This is a genomic window from Reyranella massiliensis 521, assembly GCF_000312425.1.
GTDB classification, from domain to species: domain Bacteria; phylum Pseudomonadota; class Alphaproteobacteria; order Reyranellales; family Reyranellaceae; genus Reyranella; species Reyranella massiliensis.
This window is the reverse complement of the sequence record NZ_HE997181.1, coordinates 2692751-2707861: the sequence shown is the minus strand read 5'-3', so window position 1 is coordinate 2707861 and position 15111 is coordinate 2692751. Positions and strand designations below refer to the sequence as shown.

The 15111-nt window shown below is 67.8% G+C and carries 22 protein-coding genes and 1 pseudogene; 8 read left to right on the top strand and 15 right to left on the bottom strand.

Annotated features, from left to right (window positions below):
- Positions 1-20: 20 nt before the first annotated feature.
- On the top strand, positions 21-1157 hold the full coding sequence (locus tag BN60_RS13385; RefSeq protein ID WP_020696576.1) for a Fic family protein: 1137 nt from the start codon (positions 21-23) through the stop codon (positions 1155-1157).
- Between the two features lie 13 nt (positions 1158-1170).
- Here BN60_RS13385 and BN60_RS13380 read toward each other — a convergent pair whose 3' ends face one another.
- The 3 genes from BN60_RS13380 to BN60_RS13370 form a co-directional block, all read right to left on the bottom strand.
- Complete coding sequence (locus BN60_RS13380) at positions 1171-2253, bottom strand: 5-(carboxyamino)imidazole ribonucleotide synthase (protein ID WP_020696575.1); 1083 nt, start codon at positions 2251-2253, stop codon at positions 1171-1173.
- On the bottom strand, positions 2253-2753 hold the full coding sequence (gene purE, locus BN60_RS13375) for a 5-(carboxyamino)imidazole ribonucleotide mutase (protein ID WP_051150272.1): 501 nt from the start codon (positions 2751-2753) through the stop codon (positions 2253-2255). Before purE ends, BN60_RS13380 begins: the two co-directional genes overlap by 1 nt.
- Positions 2754-2864: 111 nt before the next feature.
- Positions 2865-3089, bottom strand: a complete 225-nt coding sequence (locus BN60_RS13370) for a YdcH family protein (RefSeq protein WP_020696573.1) — start codon at positions 3087-3089, stop codon at positions 2865-2867.
- A 200-nt stretch (positions 3090-3289) separates the two neighbouring features.
- Here BN60_RS13370 and BN60_RS13365 point away from each other — a divergent pair, with 200 nt between their 5' ends.
- Together BN60_RS13365 and BN60_RS13360 are read left to right on the top strand one after the other, a co-directional pair.
- A complete protein-coding gene (locus BN60_RS13365) occupies positions 3290-3577 on the top strand; it encodes a helix-turn-helix domain-containing protein (RefSeq protein WP_020696572.1) in 288 nt (95 codons plus the stop codon).
- Positions 3578-3600: 23 nt separating this feature from the next.
- Entirely contained in the window at positions 3601-3888 is a 288-nt protein-coding gene (locus BN60_RS13360) for a DUF6127 family protein (protein WP_043285543.1), read from the top strand.
- Positions 3889-3914: 26 nt separating this feature from the next.
- On the opposite strand, the gene BN60_RS13355 is transcribed toward BN60_RS13360, so the two are convergent.
- The 5 genes from BN60_RS13355 to BN60_RS28880 all read right to left on the bottom strand — a co-directional run bounded on the left by BN60_RS13355 (position 3915) and on the right by BN60_RS28880 (position 7137).
- Positions 3915-4181, bottom strand: a complete 267-nt coding sequence (locus BN60_RS13355; RefSeq protein ID WP_020696570.1) for a hypothetical protein — start codon at positions 4179-4181, stop codon at positions 3915-3917.
- A gap of 147 nt (positions 4182-4328) precedes the next feature.
- Positions 4329-4706, bottom strand: coding sequence for a hypothetical protein (locus BN60_RS13350; RefSeq protein ID WP_020696569.1), 378 nt, complete (start codon positions 4704-4706; stop codon positions 4329-4331).
- A gap of 232 nt (positions 4707-4938) precedes the next feature.
- Complete coding sequence (locus tag BN60_RS13345; protein WP_020696568.1) at positions 4939-5658, bottom strand: dienelactone hydrolase family protein; 720 nt, start codon at positions 5656-5658, stop codon at positions 4939-4941.
- An 84-nt stretch (positions 5659-5742) separates the two neighbouring features.
- Positions 5743-6273 carry a dihydrofolate reductase family protein gene (locus tag BN60_RS13340; RefSeq protein WP_043285542.1) on the bottom strand — a complete coding sequence of 177 codons (531 nt, stop codon included), beginning with the start codon at positions 6271-6273 and terminating at the stop codon, positions 5743-5745.
- 111 nt (positions 6274-6384) lie between these two features.
- Positions 6385-7137 (bottom strand): bestrophin-like domain, encoded by a 753-nt coding sequence (locus tag BN60_RS28880; protein WP_020696566.1) that lies wholly within the window; start codon positions 7135-7137, stop codon positions 6385-6387.
- 128 nt (positions 7138-7265) lie between these two features.
- Between BN60_RS28880 and BN60_RS13330 the strand changes: the two genes are divergently transcribed.
- Together BN60_RS13330 and BN60_RS13325 are read left to right on the top strand one after the other, a co-directional pair.
- On the top strand, positions 7266-7547 hold the full coding sequence (locus tag BN60_RS13330; protein ID WP_020696565.1) for a hypothetical protein: 282 nt from the start codon (positions 7266-7268) through the stop codon (positions 7545-7547).
- A 4-nt stretch (positions 7548-7551) separates the two neighbouring features.
- Positions 7552-8967, top strand: a complete 1416-nt coding sequence (locus BN60_RS13325) for a DUF2252 domain-containing protein (RefSeq protein WP_020696564.1) — start codon at positions 7552-7554, stop codon at positions 8965-8967.
- Positions 8968-9006: 39 nt separating this feature from the next.
- Here BN60_RS13325 and BN60_RS13320 read toward each other — a convergent pair whose 3' ends face one another.
- The 5 genes from BN60_RS13320 to BN60_RS13300 form a co-directional block, all read right to left on the bottom strand.
- Positions 9007-9420 carry an ester cyclase gene (locus BN60_RS13320; protein WP_020696563.1) on the bottom strand — a complete coding sequence of 138 codons (414 nt, stop codon included), beginning with the start codon at positions 9418-9420 and terminating at the stop codon, positions 9007-9009.
- Between the two features lie 32 nt (positions 9421-9452).
- A complete protein-coding gene (locus BN60_RS13315) occupies positions 9453-10064 on the bottom strand; it encodes a hypothetical protein (protein WP_020696562.1) in 612 nt (203 codons plus the stop codon).
- Between the two features lie 246 nt (positions 10065-10310).
- Positions 10311-10829 carry a DUF4142 domain-containing protein gene (locus tag BN60_RS13310; protein WP_020696561.1) on the bottom strand — a complete coding sequence of 173 codons (519 nt, stop codon included), beginning with the start codon at positions 10827-10829 and terminating at the stop codon, positions 10311-10313.
- 190 nt (positions 10830-11019) lie between these two features.
- Positions 11020-11319, bottom strand: a complete 300-nt coding sequence (locus BN60_RS13305) for an AzlD family protein (protein ID WP_020696560.1) — start codon at positions 11317-11319, stop codon at positions 11020-11022.
- Positions 11316-12077, bottom strand: coding sequence for an AzlC family ABC transporter permease (locus BN60_RS13300; protein ID WP_020696559.1), 762 nt, complete (start codon positions 12075-12077; stop codon positions 11316-11318). Before BN60_RS13300 ends, BN60_RS13305 begins: the two co-directional genes overlap by 4 nt.
- Positions 12078-12187: 110 nt before the next feature.
- Here BN60_RS13300 and BN60_RS13295 point away from each other — a divergent pair, with 110 nt between their 5' ends.
- Entirely contained in the window at positions 12188-12646 is a 459-nt protein-coding gene (locus BN60_RS13295) for an Lrp/AsnC family transcriptional regulator (protein ID WP_020696558.1), read from the top strand.
- Positions 12647-12772: 126 nt separating this feature from the next.
- Here BN60_RS13295 and BN60_RS31810 read toward each other — a convergent pair.
- Both BN60_RS31810 and BN60_RS30890 read right to left on the bottom strand, forming a co-directional pair.
- A pseudogene (locus tag BN60_RS31810) lies at positions 12773-13135 on the bottom strand (DUF5990 family protein); the annotation flags it as partial.
- 68 nt (positions 13136-13203) lie between these two features.
- A complete protein-coding gene (locus tag BN60_RS30890) occupies positions 13204-13395 on the bottom strand; it encodes a lasso RiPP family leader peptide-containing protein (RefSeq protein ID WP_020696556.1) in 192 nt (63 codons plus the stop codon).
- A gap of 376 nt (positions 13396-13771) precedes the next feature.
- Here BN60_RS30890 and BN60_RS13280 point away from each other — a divergent pair, with 376 nt between their 5' ends.
- Both BN60_RS13280 and BN60_RS13275 read left to right on the top strand, forming a co-directional pair.
- Complete coding sequence (locus tag BN60_RS13280) at positions 13772-14413, top strand: hypothetical protein (protein ID WP_043285537.1); 642 nt, start codon at positions 13772-13774, stop codon at positions 14411-14413.
- Entirely contained in the window at positions 14406-15002 is a 597-nt protein-coding gene (locus tag BN60_RS13275) for a hypothetical protein (protein ID WP_020696554.1), read from the top strand. Before BN60_RS13280 ends, BN60_RS13275 begins: the two co-directional genes overlap by 8 nt.
- The last annotated feature ends 109 nt before the right edge of the window (positions 15003-15111 follow it).

The window sequence follows — 15111 nt, the reverse complement described above, 5'->3', positions numbered from 1 at the left end:
GAAAGGATGCTCTATAGCTCATGGACTGGATCTGGCAGCAGCCCGAATGGCCTGACTTCACCTACAGGACGAGCGCGCTGGACGATCTGGAACGCCGGTTCCTGCTCCAGTCCGGCGAGTTCGTGGGCGCCTTCCGGCACATCGGCGCGGACGACCAGGACCGGCTCAGGATCGAGCTTATCCGTGACGAAGCTCTCAAGACCTCCGAGATTGAAGGCGAACTGCTCAATCGCGACAGCGTCCAGTCGTCCCTGATCCAGCAGTTCGGGCTAGGCAAGGATGGGGGTAACGACGGGGGCAAGGATGGGCCGCGCGTGCCCGATGCCGAACGCGGCATCGCGGAGATGATGGTCGATCTCTACCGGACCTTCGCCTCGCCCCTTGCGGACAAGATGATGTTCGGCTGGCACGCCATGCTGATGGCCGGAGCGAAGGACATCGAGGATGTCGGAACGTATCGCCGGCAGGGCGATCCCATGCAGATCGTCTCCGGTCCGCTCCACAAGAGGCGCGTGCACTTCGAAGCGCCGCCCGCGAAGGCCGTCCCGCAGGAAATGAAAGCCTTCGTGGCGTGGTTCAACGACAGTGCGCCGGCTGGAAAGAATCCGCTGCCGCCTTTGACGCGGGCCGGCATCGCTCATCTCTATTTCGAGTGCATTCATCCGTTCGAGGACGGCAATGGCCGTATCGGTCGTGCCATTGCCGAAAAGACTCTGGCGCAGGGGCTGGGCCGGCCGACTTTGATCGCGCTGGCCTATGCCATCGAACGCAAGCGCAAGGCGTACTACGCGGCGCTGGAACACAGCAGCAGAGAGACGGAGATCACGGACTGGCTCGTCTTCTTTGCCAACACCGTTCTGGAAGCCCAGGCCACCACGATCGAGCGCGTCGACTTCTACATGGCCAAGGCGAGGTTCTACGAGCGCCTGCGCGGCCAGATGAACGAGCGTCAGGAGAGGGTCGTTGCCCGCATGTTTCGCGAGGGCCTCGATGGCTTCAAGGGCGGCCTGAGCGCGGAAAACTACATCACCATCGCGAAGACCTCACGCGCGACAGCCACGAGGGACCTGCAGGACCTCGTGGCCAAGGGCGCGTTGTCGCGCACCGGCGAGCTGAAGCACACGCGGTACCATCTCGCGATTGCCGGCGAACGCTGACCGGCGGCGGCCCTTACGGCCGCAGCACGTAAGTCACATGGCCCATCTTGCGGCCGGGACGCGGAGCGCCTTTGCCGTAGAGATGCAGCCGGGCGGCGGGCTCCGCGAGATAGCGCGGCCAGTCGAGCGCTTCGTCGCCGATCAGGTTTTCCATGCGCGACGGCGCCAGCGCCTCGACCGAGCCCAGCGGCAGGCCGCAGACGGCGCGCACGAGCTGCTCGAACTGGCTGGTGGCGCAGGCGTCGATGCTCCAGTGGCCCGAGTTATGCGGCCGCGGCGCAAACTCGTTGGCCAGCACGCGGCCGTCGGCGGTGACGAACATTTCCAGCGCTACCAGGCCCACCAGGTCGAGCCCTTCGGCCAGCAGCACGCCGTAGCGCTCCGCCGTCGCCAGCACGTCGGGGGGCAGGTCGGCCGGCACCACGGTGGTGCGCAGGATGCCGTCGCGGTGTTCGTTGCGGCCGATGGGGAAGCAGCGCGTCTCGCCGTCGAGCCCGCGCGCCACGATGGCCGAGACCTCGCAGCGGAACGGCACCAGCGCTTCGAGCACGCATTCGCGCCGGCCGAGATCGGCCCACGCCGCCGCCAGCGCCGCGCCGTCGGCCACGCGCGCCTGGCCCTTGCCGTCGTAGCCTTCGGTGCAGGTCTTCAGGATGCCGGGCAGGGCGCCGGGAACCGCGGCGGCTGCGGCGATGTCGGCCTCGGAGCGGATCGGCAGGTAGTCGGCCGTGCCGATGCCGAGCTGGCGCAGGAAGTCCTTTTCGCGCAGCCGGTGCTGGGCGAGGTGGATCGGCAGGGTGCCGGGACGCACAGGCGTCAGCTTCTGGCATTCGAGCACGGCCGCCTCGGGCACGTTCTCGAACTCGTAGGTGATGACGTCGACCTGCCGGGCGAAGGCGGCGAGGGCGGCCTCGTCGTCATAGCCCGCGCGCACGAAACCTGCGGAAACTTCGGCGGCGATGGAGGGTTCGTCGGGCGCGTAGACGATCGAGCGATAGCCCAGCCGTGCGGCCGCCTGCGCCGTCATGCGCCCCAACTGTCCGCCGCCCAGGATGCCGATGGTGGAGCCGGGCGGGATGATCCGAGAGGAAGACATCAGCGATGAGGGGCCGGAGCGGTAGCCGGGTCGTCCGCCGGGGTATCCTTGGGAGCGTGGGCGACGGCGGCGGTCTGGCGGACGCGCCATCCTTCCACCGCCCGCATAATCTTGGCGTCGTCAAGTCCGACGATGGAGGCCGCCAGAAGTGCAGCATTTACGGCGCCGGCGCGGCCGATGGCCAACGTGCCGACGGGGATTCCGGCCGGCATCTGGACAATGGAAAGAAGACTGTCCTGGCCCTTCAGGGCGGCACTTTCGACCGGCACGCCCAGCACCGGCAGCGGTGTCATCGAGGCCGTCATGCCCGGCAGGTGGGCGGCCCCGCCGGCGCCGGCGATGATCACGCGCAGGCCGCGCGCCTTGGCGCCGGACGCGTAGCTCATCATGCGCTTGGGCGTGCGGTGGGCGGAGACGATGCGCGCCTCGAAGGGAACGCCCAGCGCCGCCAGGGTCTCGGCGGCATGGCGCATGGTCGTCCAGTCGGACTGGCTGCCCATGATGACGCCGACCAGCGGTCGGGTGATGACGCCGACCAGAGGTCGGGTGGTCCTGCCGGGCGAGGCTTTCGCCGGCGTCGTTTTCTTCCTGGCCATAAAACCCTGTCTGTCTCAGGCGATGATATCGGGGATGAGCTGGCTTTCCAGCCTGATGATCTGGTCCTTGAGCCCGAGCTTGCGCTTCTTCAGGCGCTGCAGCTGCAACTGGTCGAACGGCGGCTTTTCCACCAGGCGGTCGATCACCTCGTCGAGGTCGCGATGCTCGCTGCGCAGCTCCTCGAGCTTGGCCTTGATCGTCGGAGTGTCCAGCGGCGGATCAGACGTCGTATCGGTCATTCTGGGCGCACCGTCCGGCAGGCTGGGGAGCGGGTAAATAGACAGGTTCGGCGGGGCCGGAACTGTGGATATGTCGCCGCGATCCCCCGCCGGCCGGCATCATACTCCTTCTCCCGGTCCCTGCGAGAGCGGGGCGGGCGCGTCTTTATTTCCCTGCCGGTATGCCTACGGTGAGGAGGCGGCCCAAGGAGGGGCCTCCCGTGACCCGTACTCCCCAAGCTCCCGCTCCCGCGCCGCCTGTCCATCTCGGCCCAGTCCATCTCGGCACCGAGATCCGTCGCATCCGCCAGGAGCAGGGAATCTCGCAGCGGCGGCTGGCCCGGCTGGCCGGCGTCGACCGCGCCTCGCTGCGGCGCTTCGAGGAGGGGCAGTCGCGCGGCAACCTCCAGCTTGTCGAGGCCGTGGCCGACGCGCTGGGCTACGAACTGGAGCTGATGTTTCGCGGCTTCGCCGGCGGCTTCCCGCTTCATCCCCCCGTTCCCGAGTAACGGGCGAAGAGTGAGTGCATGCCATGAGCACGAACCTGATCGCGACCCCCAACGATCCCGTCATCCTGAGCCACCTGGAGCTGAACGCCCTGATCGAGGCCGCCGTCGAGAAGGGGGCGGAGAAGGGCGCCGAGCGCGCGCTGTCGCGTCTTGGCCTGGCCGACGGCAACGCCGTGCGCGACATCGCCGAATGGCGCTCGCTGGTCGACGCCTACCGCGCCATCCGCCACGGCATGCTGCGCACGCTCGGCCAGATGATGGCTGCCGGCATCATCACCGCGCTGCTCACCTACTTCTATTTCAAGCGCTGAGACCGGCGCTCGTACTCTCCCCGGGCTCAGTGCTTGCCGAGGCTGGAGAAGGTGCGCGCGATCAACTGCTGGAAGCCGCTGCTCGGCCGGGACATCGCCTGCAGCAAGGCCACCGTGTTCTTGGCAGGCCCCCTGAAGACCACCTGGATCTTGTCCAGCGTGCAGCCGCTGAAGTTGGGCGGCTCGCCGCCGGAATAGACCAGGATACAGTTCTCGAACGCGCACTTCGTATAGCCGTGGCCATCGATCTCGATGGTGGCGTTCCTGTAGGTGTCGCCCTCGTGCTCGGCCATTGCAGAACCTCCCCCTGCGGTCGCCGCAGCATGCGCCGGGTGCCGGGGGTGGGCCAGCCTCCAAACGGCAAAAGCCCCGGCCGGTGACCCGGTGCGGGGCTTCGTCTTCGGTCCGGAAGCGGGGAAAGGCCGCCGGCGGTTCGCCGACTATTGCTGGAACAGCGCGGCCGGCTGGCTCTTCGTGTCGGCCCGTGCCGCAGGTTGCTTGTTCGCAGCGGACGAGGGCTTGCGAGCGGTATCGTTCAGGCTCGCCATGGCCTGGTCGATCTGGCGATGGATGTCCGTCATCAACGACGTGCTCGTGAACAGGCCGGCCTGCTCCATCTGTTCGGCGATCTGGAAGCGGATGTAGCGGTCGTGGCGCTGGTCGTTGGGGCGCGCGTAGGCCAAGCCGACCAGGCGCTCGTGCTCGGCGGACGCCACGGTGAAATCGTTCCAGTCCCATTTGCTGCGACCGGCATTGTGCATGTTGTGGTTGCCGGCATCCCAGGCGGATGCACGAATAAGAGAGGGAAGGGGATTCATCGTTTCTTGGTCTCCGCCCGCCGCCAAATTAGGCAGCGCCCGATGCAAATTGCAACGCGAACGACCGCATGCCGATACGTTTTCGATCCACAATGGTTTTATCGGGAGGATATCCGGGGCTTTGGTGCTGTAATTGCAGTTTCTCGGCAGGGAGTTGGCCGCACCATACCGCTCCTGTTGCGCATACCCCTCTCCCGGCAGGGAGAGGGATACGGACGCTGCGGTCCGGGCTCTAAGCGCCGAAGCGCTCCTGAAAGAAGCCGCGCATGGCCGCCCACGAACGCCGGTCGGTCTTCTCGTTGTAGAGGATGGCCGGGTTGAGTGAGCCGTCGGCTTCGGGGTTGGTGAAGCTGTGTGCGGTGTTGCCGTAGCTGATGACCTGCCAGTCGGCCTTGGCCGCGCGCATCTCCTGCTCGAAGGCCACCACCTGGTCGGCCGGGATCATCGGATCGTCGGCGCCGGTGCAGCAGAGCACGCCCGCCCTGACGCTGCCGGCCTTGGCCGGGGCCTTGGTCTGCAGCCCGCCGTGGAAGCTGACGACTCCCGCGAGATCCGCGCCGCTGCGCGCGAGCTGCAGCACGGTCGAGCCGCCGAAGCAGAAGCCGATGCCGCCCAGCTTCGCGGGATCGACCTCGGGCCGCTGGCGCAGCACGTCGAGCGCGGCGCCGGCGCGGGCCAGCAGCTTGGGCGGATCGCCCAGCAGGTCGGTGATGATCTCGATGGCCTTGGGCAGCTCGCTCACCTGCTGGCGGTTGCCGAACATGTCGGCGGCGAAGGCGACGTAGCCCAGCCCGGCCAGCATCTTCGCACGGTCCATCGCATGCTTGCCCAGGCCGAACGCCTCGTGGACTACGAGCACGCCGGGGCGACGCCCGGTCTTGGTTTCGTCGTAGGCAAGGAAGCCGCGGCAGGCGAGGGCGCCGTCGCGGTAGTCGATATCGGCGGTCTTCATCGGTGTTCTCCTCTACGCGTTCACGACACGGTGAGGATCACTACGACTGCGGTCAAGGGACGTTGCCGGGGGATGTCACCGCGATCAGGCGGGAACGTAGGTCAGCCTGATTGCCCGCTCGCCGACCCGCTCGCTGGCGACGAGACGCAGCGGCGGCCGCGGGCCGGCGAAGAACGGCGTGCCGCCGCCCAGCACGACGGGATGGAGATAGAGACGATACTCGTCGATCAGGCCGAGATCGCCCAGCTGTCGCGCGAGCTGCGGCCCGCCCACTTGAATCTCTCCGTCGAGCCGGGCCTTCAGCCCGCGGATCGTCGCCTCGATATCGCCGGCGAGGAGCGTCGCGTTGGGGCCGACCGACTTCAGCGAGCGCGACACGACCCACTTGGGCTGGCGGCGCCATGCCGCTGCGAAGTCGTGCAGCTCCGCCGTCCATTCGGGGCGGTCTTCGTCCCAGTAGCGCATGTCCTCGTACAGCCGGCGGCCGTAGAGGCTGCCGGCGAGGCCGCGCACGAACACCGACCAGTGACCGAACAGCGAGGCATCGGGCGGAAACTTGTCGTGGTCGACATAGCCGTCGAGCGACTGGTTCATTGCGAAGACGAGCTTGGCCATGCGCAGGATCTCCACCCGGTTTTTCAGTAACGGTGCAAGCCACCGTTACGGACAACGGGCGAAACCTGCAAATGCGCGGGGGCCTGCCGGGCCCGCAAACCCGGCGGAGGCTCACTTCATCGTGGCCAGGACCTCGACCATCGGCGCGTTGGGCACCTGCAGGACGCCGCGGCGGGCATAGTCGAGGTCGATCACCATCCACATGGCGACCGCCAGCACCACGCCGTAGATCGAATCCAGCGTCGAGAAGGTGCGCCGGCTGCGCCCCGCCCCGAAGCCGACCAGCGCGTAGGAGAGCGCCGCCGAGGCGAGCAGCACCGCCATGATGGGCAGCGGCCAGTGGCGGCGCGCGAGCGCGAAATGCGAGGCGTGCAGATCGATGACCTGGTTGACCGCCGGGAACACGACCAGCATGAGAGGCGCGTCGTTGCCCGTTCCCGTCACCGCCGCGCTCCACATGCGCTCGTGCAGGCCGGCAACTTTCTCGACCCGCTTCATGATCTCGGTGCGGTCGTTGGTGCCGAGCGCGACGACGCGGTCCTCCGTGTATTCGCGCAACGCCGCCTTGAGGTCGTGCCGCGCCGGCTCGGGCAGGACGTCGGCGCGCAGCCAGGCGGTGCCGAGCGCGTTCGCCTCGGTGACGATCAGGTCGGCGCGCTCGATGAAGCGGGTGCCCGCACCGGCGAAGCCGAAGCCGACCAGAAAGGCCACCAGCGCCTGGGTGGCGCCGCGGACAACGCCGAGCTGCTGGCTGAAGGTCTCGTCCTTCGGATCGAACCTTCGTCCGATGAGGTAGCCCACCCGGTGGCTCGACCACGCGCCGACGATCAGCCCGGCAGCAATCAACAGTTCGGCAAGGCCCACGTCGACGGTTCCTCTCTTGCCGGAACACTCTATGACGCGCCCTGCGCCGACCCTTGATCTAGGTCAACGAAGCAACCCGACCCTGTTGTATTTTTCATCGCGATTTCGACACGGAGTTGACCTCGACGATGGCTCGTTCGACACACACCGCCTCCTCTCCGACGGACGCATTGCCGCGATCGCTGCAGTCGCCCGCCCACGCCGTCGCCCGCCGGGCCGACCTGGTGCAGCGGCTGCGCACGGCAGGGCATCGCCGCTGCGATGCCGCGTTCCAGCGGCGCGTCGACAGCACGCTGACCGAGGCGAACGCCGCACTGGCTGCCGGCGGCACGGCGCGCGGCGGGACGGAGGGGCTGGAAACCACGTTGCGCGCGCTCGACGCACTCACCTTCGAACTCTGCGAGGACTAGACTCATGAGCGCTGAAGTGGCGGACATCGGCTCCAGGCAGCCCCACAGGACGGCAAGTGCGCCGGAATTTCTCGGTCCGGCCGAGCGTCGCACCAGGGGCAAGGTGCTGCGCGAGGCGGTCCCGCGGTCGGCGCACGGCGAATGGAAGCGGCCGCACAATCGGCCCGATCCGATCGACGCGCTCAAGGAGTCGAATGTCGGCCGCCAAGAGCAACTGGTTCCCATCCGCTTCGGCCGCATGATGCAGTCGCCCTTCGCCTTCTACCGCGGCTCGGCGGCCGTCATGGCGGCCGACCTCGCATCGACGCCCGCGTCGGGCATCCGCGTGCAGGTCTGCGGCGATGCGCACCTCTCGAACTTCGGCGGCTTCGCCACGCCCGAACGGCGGGTGATCTTCGACATCAACGACTTCGACGAGACGCTGCCGGGTCCCTGGGAATGGGACATCAAGCGCCTGACGACGAGCTTCGTGCTGGCCGGCCGCCACATCCGCCTGTCCGAGGCCGATTCGATGCGGGCCGTCCGCGCCGCCGCCCAGTCCTACCGCGAGCGCATGGCCGACTATGCCCAGATGCGTGCGCTCGACGTCTGGTACGACACGATCGACGTCGATCGCTTCCTGAAGGAGACGGACTCGCCGGAAACCCGCGAGCGGGTGCAGGAGCGCGTGAAGAAGACCTGGGAGAAGAACACGCCCGAGTTCCTGTTCCCCAAGTTCGTGGAGCACAAGGGCTCCACGCCGACCATCGCCGACGACCCGCCGCTGATCTTCCATCCCACCGCCGACATCGCGCCGGGATTAGAGTCGGGCTACCGCGAAGGCTTCGCCAGCTATCGCGAGTCGCTGTCCGAACATGTGCGGACGCTGTTCGACCGCTATCAGTTCTGCGACCTCGCCATGAAGGTGGTGGGCGTCGGCAGCGTCGGCACCCAGTGCGCGATCGCCCTGCTCATGGCGTCCGACGACGACCCGGTGTTCCTGCAGATCAAGGAGGCGAACGCCTCGGTGCTGGAACCCTATGTCGGCAGGAGCCGCCACGCCAACCACGGCGAGCGCGTGGTCGTCGGGCAGCGCCTCATGCAGTCGGCCAGCGATCTGCTCCTGGGCTGGGGCAAGGGCGCCAACCAGCGCGACTTCTATGTCCGACAGCTTCGCGACATGAAGATGAGCGCGATCCTCGAGGATTTCAGCGCCGCCGACATGAGGGCCTACGGGCGCGTCTGCGGCTGGGCGCTGGCGCGGGCGCACGCCCGTTCGGGCGACGCCGCCATGATCGCCGGCTACATGGGATCGAGCGAGGTGTTCGACGACGCCCTGTGCGACTTCGCCGTGGAATATGCCGACCAGACCGAGCGGGACTACAAGGGCTTCGTGAAGGCGGTCCGCGACGGCAGGATCAAGGCGATCGTCGAGAACTAGGGCCCGGGGCGGCTGGCGGCGCGCTCCGCTGCTCCCGCCCTACGCCCAGCCGAGTTCCTTCATCGCCCAGCCGGCGTTCCAGATCTTGGTCATGTGGCTGATTTTGTCGCCGTCGAACTGCATGCAGTAGACATAGTCGGTGTTGGTCTTCTTGCCGGTCGGCGGCGGCCCGCCCTGGCCGGTATGGGTGCCGGAGAACACGGCATAGGCGGTGACGTTGCCGCGCGCGGCGTCCGTCGCGAACGATTTCAGGTCGTAGCGACCGTCGGGCATCATGCCCATCAGCCCCTTCATCCACGTGGCGTATTCCTGCAGCGTCCGCAGGTCGGCCAGCGGCTCGGCCTGGGAGGAGAAGCTGGCGTCCGGCTTGCAGTAGGCCTTGCATGCCTCCCATCCCTTGCCGGCTTCACACGCGTCGAAGAACTCGATGGCTAGCTTGTCGAGCGATGCCATGGCGGCCTCCGTGGTTTGAGCTGTCGCGACGCTTACTGGTGCGGCGGGCGGATGCCGACGATGCCGCACTTGGTGCTGTAGGTCGTCTTGTACTTCGTCTTGTCGAGATAGCGGGTGACATAGGTCTTGAACGCGCTCTCGCTGTCCATGACCACATGGAAGTAGTTGGCGTCGAACAAGTGGTAGCGGTTCTGGCGGTCGTGGCAGAGCGCGATGGCGTGCGCGCCGCTGGCGCCCCGCAGCGTGACGCCGTAGCAGCCATAGGCCTTCGACATGACCGACCAGAAGAAGCCGGCGCTGGGCGGCCGGTCGCGCGAGGCGTGGAGGGCGGTCGAAACCGTGCAGGCGAAGCTCGCGGTCGCGGCCTTCCAGCCGTCCGTCCATTCGACCCGCTTCATGGCATCCGACAGGTTCTGCGCCGTCGTCGACTGCCACGGCGGGTAGTCGCAGACCTGGCCGGAGGCGGGGAAGGTCTTGCCCTGATAGCGCCAGGCGATCCAGCAGGCGGCGAGCCCGATGCAGTAGCCGTCGTAGGCGCTGCCCCAGGGACCGGGCTGGGTGAGGACCGGCGTCTGCGCCTGATCCATGGCGAACACCAGAACGCCCTTGGCCTTGGCGTCCAGCTGCACACTGTCCCAATTCATCGAGCGCCTCCCCCTCGGACAGATTAGCGGGTGAACTCGGCAACGACGGAACGCGACGCTGAGGCGTCGACTATGTGGCAGGGGCGCGGGCCGCACAACCGCTCGCCAATCCCTCCCTCTGGAACGGGCAATTGCAGTCTGCTTGTCGGATTGTCACGGACGGTCGGCACGAAAAGGCATCGGATGCCGACCGACGACGCTTTCGGCGCGGCGCTGTGATGGCCGCGCTTTGGGATTGCCTGGCGGCTACATGCCGCCCGCTATCCGCTTGGCGTATTCGAGGAATTCCTTCGACTTCGGAAGAACCTCCTGCGCGTAACGCTTGAGGGCACCGTTCTTGCCGTTCTCCGAGTAGGCGCCGAACTGAGCGACCGCCGCCGTCTGCAGCCGGACCTGCGCGTCGGCGTAGGCCTTGTCGAACTCCGCCCCCTGAAGCGAATTGAGGCGGGCCATCGAGTCGTCGGTAATCTTCCGGACGTCCTCGTCGGGCGCCATGGACACGCCCGCTTCGTTGCGATTTCTCGTCAGCGACTGCTCGGCTTTGGGATATTCGGCAACCACGCGCGTGGCATAGCCGCGAACAAGCTCGTTCGACGTCTTGCTGAGCGCAAGCTGACCCGACTTCATCTCAAAATCGTTGACCGTCTCGGCGAAGCCGACGAATCGGGAATCGGGCAAGGCATCGACGGCCTGGGCAAGCGGCACGAAGGAAAGCGACGCAACAGCAACAGTGGCCATAAAAGCGCGACGCGTGATCGGCATCATGGGAGTCTCCTGCTATGTATGGTCGTTCAGTCGACGGCTCGGGAAAGCGAGCATCTCGCGGATTGCGATGTAACGGCGAGGGTCCGGCAGAAGCCGCCAGTGCGGACCAAGGCAACCTGAAAAAAGCGTGCGCCCGATACCCAGGGGTGTCAATGCGGCGCGGCCTTCACAACCGCTGGAGGTGGACGCTCTAACCCAGCAGCGCGCGCAGCAGGCCGGAGGCGGCGATGCCGATCAGCACCGTGGGCAGCATCGAGAGCCGCGTGGCGGCAAGCAGCGTGATGAAGAGGGCCGCGAGGTCGGCCGGGTTGTCGGCCACGAAGCTGGGGGCGATGACGGAGATCAGCACGCAGCCCGGCGCCGCCTCGACCACCGCCATCGCGCGCGGCCCGAGCGTGCGGTTGCGCAGCACGAGGTAGCCGCCGATCCGCGTGAGATAGGTGACGGCCGCCATCAGCAGGATGGTGAGAACGACAGCCGGCTCGATCATCGTATGTTGCCCGCGAGAAACCACGCGGCGGCGAGGCCCGACAGCGCGCCGGCCGCGACGTACCAGGCGCCGGGCACCAAGAGATAGGCGAGGGCGGCAACGACCAATGCCACCAGCCACGGCCGCGCGGCGCGGAAGCCGGTCCACATGCCGCGCAGCAGCACCAGGAAGACCGCCGGGAAGGCCAGGTTGAATCCATAGGCTTCGACGTCGCCCAGCAGCGGCCCCACCGCCGCGCCGAGGCTGGTGAAGCCGACCCAGGCCAGCCAGATGCAGGCGCCGGTGCCGACGAAGTAGGGCAGGCTGAACGCGGGTCCATTGTGCGTCGTGCCAATGCCCTGCGCCGCGCGGCGCCGCGCATCGGCGAGGCCCAGCGCCCACGACTCGTCGCACATCAGGAAGAGGGCGGGGAACACCTTGCGCTTCGGCAGGTGCTGCAGGTACGGCGCCAGCGCCGCGCCCATCAGCAGGTGGCGGCTGTTCACCAGGAAGGTGATGAAGGCGATCAGCGCGACGTGCGGCGGCGAGGTCCAGAGCTGGATGGCGGCGAACTCCGAGCCGCCGGCGAAGTTGAGCCCGGTCATCAGCGGCACCTCGCCGAGGCGCAGGCCCTTCTGTGTCGCCAGCGCGCCCAGCACCATCGCGCCGGGAACGACGCCCAGCAGGATCGGCAGGCAGGCGGCGACGCCGCGCCGGAATTCGTCGCGCCAGTCGTCCCGCTGCGTGGCGCCGGGCGAGGTCTGCAGGTCGACGGTCATGCGCGGACGGTATTCCACGCGGCACGCATTTTGATTGCGTAGATGCCGACCGTTGCGAGAGTATTGGCATCTAAGTCACCGTATTGGCCATTTCATGGAAGGAAATGCCAATGGCACTCGACGAGATCGACCGCCGCATCCTGCGCGTGCTGCAGCGGGACGGCCGCATCCAGAACACCGAGCTGGCCAGGAAGGTCGGCCTCTCGCCGTCGCCCTGCCTGCGCCGCGTGCGCCTGCTCGAAGAGGCCGGCGTGATCGACCGCTACGTGGCGGTGGTGAACCCGGCGAAGGTCGGCAAGGGCCTGACCCTGTTCGCGCGCATCGGCCTCAAGACGCAGGACGAAGACACGATCGCCCACTTCGCCAAGGAAGTGGCGAAGCTGCCGCAGGTCGTCGAGTGCCACCTGATGCTGGGCGACTACGATGCGCTGGTGCGCGTGGTGGCCGCCGACATCGAGGACTATCGCCGCTTCCAGTCGGAGCATTTGAGCCGCATCAAGGGCGTGCAGAACGTGAAGACGGAAGTGCCGAGCCAGACGCTGAAGGCCCTCGCGGCGCTGCCCGTCTAGCGGACCGTGTGTCAGCGCGCGACGACGCGCCGTCCGGTCGGCGGCAGGGTGGCGCAGGCCGGCGTGCCGTCCGCGCCGGTGCCGGCGACCCGGGTCTCGGACGATGCCGCCGCTCCGGGCGGCGCGGTCCAGCAGGTCGCTTCCGACGTCGTGGATGTCGATCTTCATCCGCCGCGACCACGGCGAGGCGGCGTCGCCGGCAAGCTGGCCGATGCAAACATAGACGAAACGACGGTCAGGCCCTTCGCGGCGCACCTGGTCGCCGGAGAGCTTGGGGCCGGAAGACTTGGGATTGGAAGACTGGGGGCCGGAAGACTGGGGGCCGGGGGCGACGCGCACGGGGAAATCGAAGACGAGCGGCTGGCCGCCGCGCGACTGTTTCGGGTCGAGCGGCTGGCCGTCCTTTGCCTGAAGGCTGTGGACGACGCCCTCGACCGGCTGTTCGACGACGATGCGGAAGGCGACGACGGTCTGCTTTGTCCGGGCCATGCCCGTCGATAGCATGGCCGGGCGGCGCCACTAAGGGGGCCGGCTTCTGCCGGCTCCGGCGTGCCGGTCTACCGGGTGCGCCGCCGCCAGCCCCGGCCGCCGTCATTGGCGCCGTTGGCCCCGACCGACTGCGTGATGTCGCGCAACGATCCCCATTGCTGCAGCACAGGCGCTGCATAGGGAGCCTTCATGTGTTCCGGCCGGGCCTCGCCCGCCGGCTGCCCCGGTTCGTCGTCGGTCCGTTTGGCTTGCTGTTCCAAGTCGACCCCACTTCCTAGATGCCCGTTCGCGACAGCCGCAGTTCGCGTACGCGAACCCATGCATAATCTATACGGCGGCGGCTGCACACTGCCGCTGCACAGGGCCACTGCCGGCACCCGCGCAGGCGTGAACGCGCGCCGCGGGCCGTTGGCGATTGTCGCAAAGGGGAAGGCCGTCGGCCGGCGGCCCCACATCGCCGCCGGTCCCTGTCGTTTCCCGTTCCAAGTCGACCCCCACTTCCCAGGCGCCCGTTCAGGGCGGCCCCAGATTGCGTTCGGAAACTTACAGATGCCTTACAGGGCCGCGGCTGCATCGCGCCGCCATGCCTTCGGCCGCCGGTATCGCGAAGCCGCGAAGGTGCGAAGGCTGCCGTCGATGAAAATCGAACGCAGCAAGTTCTTCGCCGCCGTGCGCGTCTCGTTGTTCGGCGGCACGCTCTATCAAGGCCAGGTCGACGGCATCGACGCCATTCTCGACGAATGGGAAGCGCGTCGCCTCCGGGACGCGCGCCATCTCGCCTACATGCTGGCCACCGTCTATCACGAGGTCGCGCGCTCGATGCAGCCGATCCGCGAATGGGGCGACGCGCGCTATTTCTTCCGCCTCTACGACATAGAAGGCGAACGGCCGGGCACGGCGCGCCATCTCGGCAACCTCAAGCCCGGCGACGGTGCGCGCTTCTGCGGCCGCGGCTTCGTGCAGCTCACCGGCCGGCGCAACTACCAGCGCATGACCGACCTGCTGACCCTGCCGCGCTTCGGGCTCGACCTCGTGGCGACGCCGGACGCCGCGCTGCAGCTCGACGTCGCCACCGCCATCCTGTTCGAGGGCATGCTCGACGCCGAGTCGGGCTTCGGCGACTTCACCGGCCTGGCGCTCGACGATTTCTTCAGCGCTACCAGGGACGATCCCGTCGGCGCGCGGCAAATCATCAACGGCCGCGACCGCGCCGAGCTGGTGGCGGGCTATCACCGCCGCTTCCTTGCAGCATTGCAGGGGGCGGCGCTTCATGCCTAAGGCCGGAGATCGCACGCCGCCGGCCTGGACGGCGCTCACCACGCCGGAGAACGTCGACGAGATCCATCGTCTGCTGTTCGCGGGGCTCGGCCCGCGTGCCGTCGCGCAAAAGGTGCAGGCGACCGATCCGCCGATGTTTCCCGATACGGCGACCCTGCGGATCGAGAGATGGTTCCAGCGCTATCGCACGGCCTTCATCCTGCCCGAGCGGACGCGCGAGGTGCTGCTGGCCGCCAAGGAGCGCGGCGTCACCTCGGTGCGCCGCAAACTCGACCTCGTCGAAGAACTGGAGGACCTGGCGCTCGAACATCGCGCCCGCTTCCATCGCGGGCTGGCGGCCGAGAAGGACGAGCCACTGCCGCTCCCGGCGGTGACGCGGCTCGCCGTCGTCTATGGCGAGGCGCTGGAGCGGCTGGCCCGGCTCTATCTCGAAACCGGCCTGATGCAGCGCGTGCCGCGCCGCGTCTCCGGCATGCTGCAGGACCTCCTGGGCAACCGCGCGGTGTTCGAGTTCACCGAAGAAGAAGCCGCCCGCTTCTCGAAGGACCGGCTGCTGGAGGGCGTGGCGACGGAGACGCCGGAGCCGTGACCCCTCCCATGACCCCGCCCATGACCCCTCCGTCAGCGCAGACGGCGCCACCTCCCCATTTGAATGGGGAGGCTTCTTGTCATCCTGAGCGCAGCGAAGGATCTCATGC

Coding starts and splice junctions, on each gene's coding strand:
- BN60_RS13385 (WP_020696576.1), top strand. CDS start 21: ATGGACTGGATCTGGCAGCAGCCCGAATGGCCTGACTTCACCTACAGG.
- BN60_RS13380 (WP_020696575.1), bottom strand. CDS start 2,253: ATGTCTTCCTCTCGGATCATCCCGCCCGGCTCCACCATCGGCATCCTG.
- purE (WP_051150272.1), bottom strand. CDS start 2,753: ATGGGCAGCCAGTCCGACTGGACGACCATGCGCCATGCCGCCGAGACC.
- BN60_RS13370 (WP_020696573.1), bottom strand. CDS start 3,089: ATGACCGATACGACGTCTGATCCGCCGCTGGACACTCCGACGATCAAG.
- BN60_RS13360 (WP_043285543.1), top strand. CDS start 3,601: ATGAGCACGAACCTGATCGCGACCCCCAACGATCCCGTCATCCTGAGC.
- BN60_RS13355 (WP_020696570.1), bottom strand. CDS start 4,181: ATGGCCGAGCACGAGGGCGACACCTACAGGAACGCCACCATCGAGATC.
- BN60_RS13350 (WP_020696569.1), bottom strand. CDS start 4,706: ATGAATCCCCTTCCCTCTCTTATTCGTGCATCCGCCTGGGATGCCGGC.
- BN60_RS13345 (WP_020696568.1), bottom strand. CDS start 5,658: ATGAAGACCGCCGATATCGACTACCGCGACGGCGCCCTCGCCTGCCGC.
- BN60_RS13340 (WP_043285542.1), bottom strand. CDS start 6,273: ATGGCCAAGCTCGTCTTCGCAATGAACCAGTCGCTCGACGGCTATGTC.
- BN60_RS13330 (WP_020696565.1), top strand. CDS start 7,266: ATGGCTCGTTCGACACACACCGCCTCCTCTCCGACGGACGCATTGCCG.
- BN60_RS13325 (WP_020696564.1), top strand. CDS start 7,552: ATGAGCGCTGAAGTGGCGGACATCGGCTCCAGGCAGCCCCACAGGACG.
- BN60_RS13320 (WP_020696563.1), bottom strand. CDS start 9,420: ATGGCATCGCTCGACAAGCTAGCCATCGAGTTCTTCGACGCGTGTGAA.
- BN60_RS13315 (WP_020696562.1), bottom strand. CDS start 10,064: ATGAATTGGGACAGTGTGCAGCTGGACGCCAAGGCCAAGGGCGTTCTG.
- BN60_RS13310 (WP_020696561.1), bottom strand. CDS start 10,829: ATGATGCCGATCACGCGTCGCGCTTTTATGGCCACTGTTGCTGTTGCG.
- BN60_RS13305 (WP_020696560.1), bottom strand. CDS start 11,319: ATGATCGAGCCGGCTGTCGTTCTCACCATCCTGCTGATGGCGGCCGTC.
- BN60_RS13300 (WP_020696559.1), bottom strand. CDS start 12,077: ATGACCGTCGACCTGCAGACCTCGCCCGGCGCCACGCAGCGGGACGAC.
- BN60_RS13295 (WP_020696558.1), top strand. CDS start 12,188: ATGGCACTCGACGAGATCGACCGCCGCATCCTGCGCGTGCTGCAGCGG.
- BN60_RS13280 (WP_043285537.1), top strand. CDS start 13,772: ATGAAAATCGAACGCAGCAAGTTCTTCGCCGCCGTGCGCGTCTCGTTG.
- BN60_RS13275 (WP_020696554.1), top strand. CDS start 14,406: ATGCCTAAGGCCGGAGATCGCACGCCGCCGGCCTGGACGGCGCTCACC.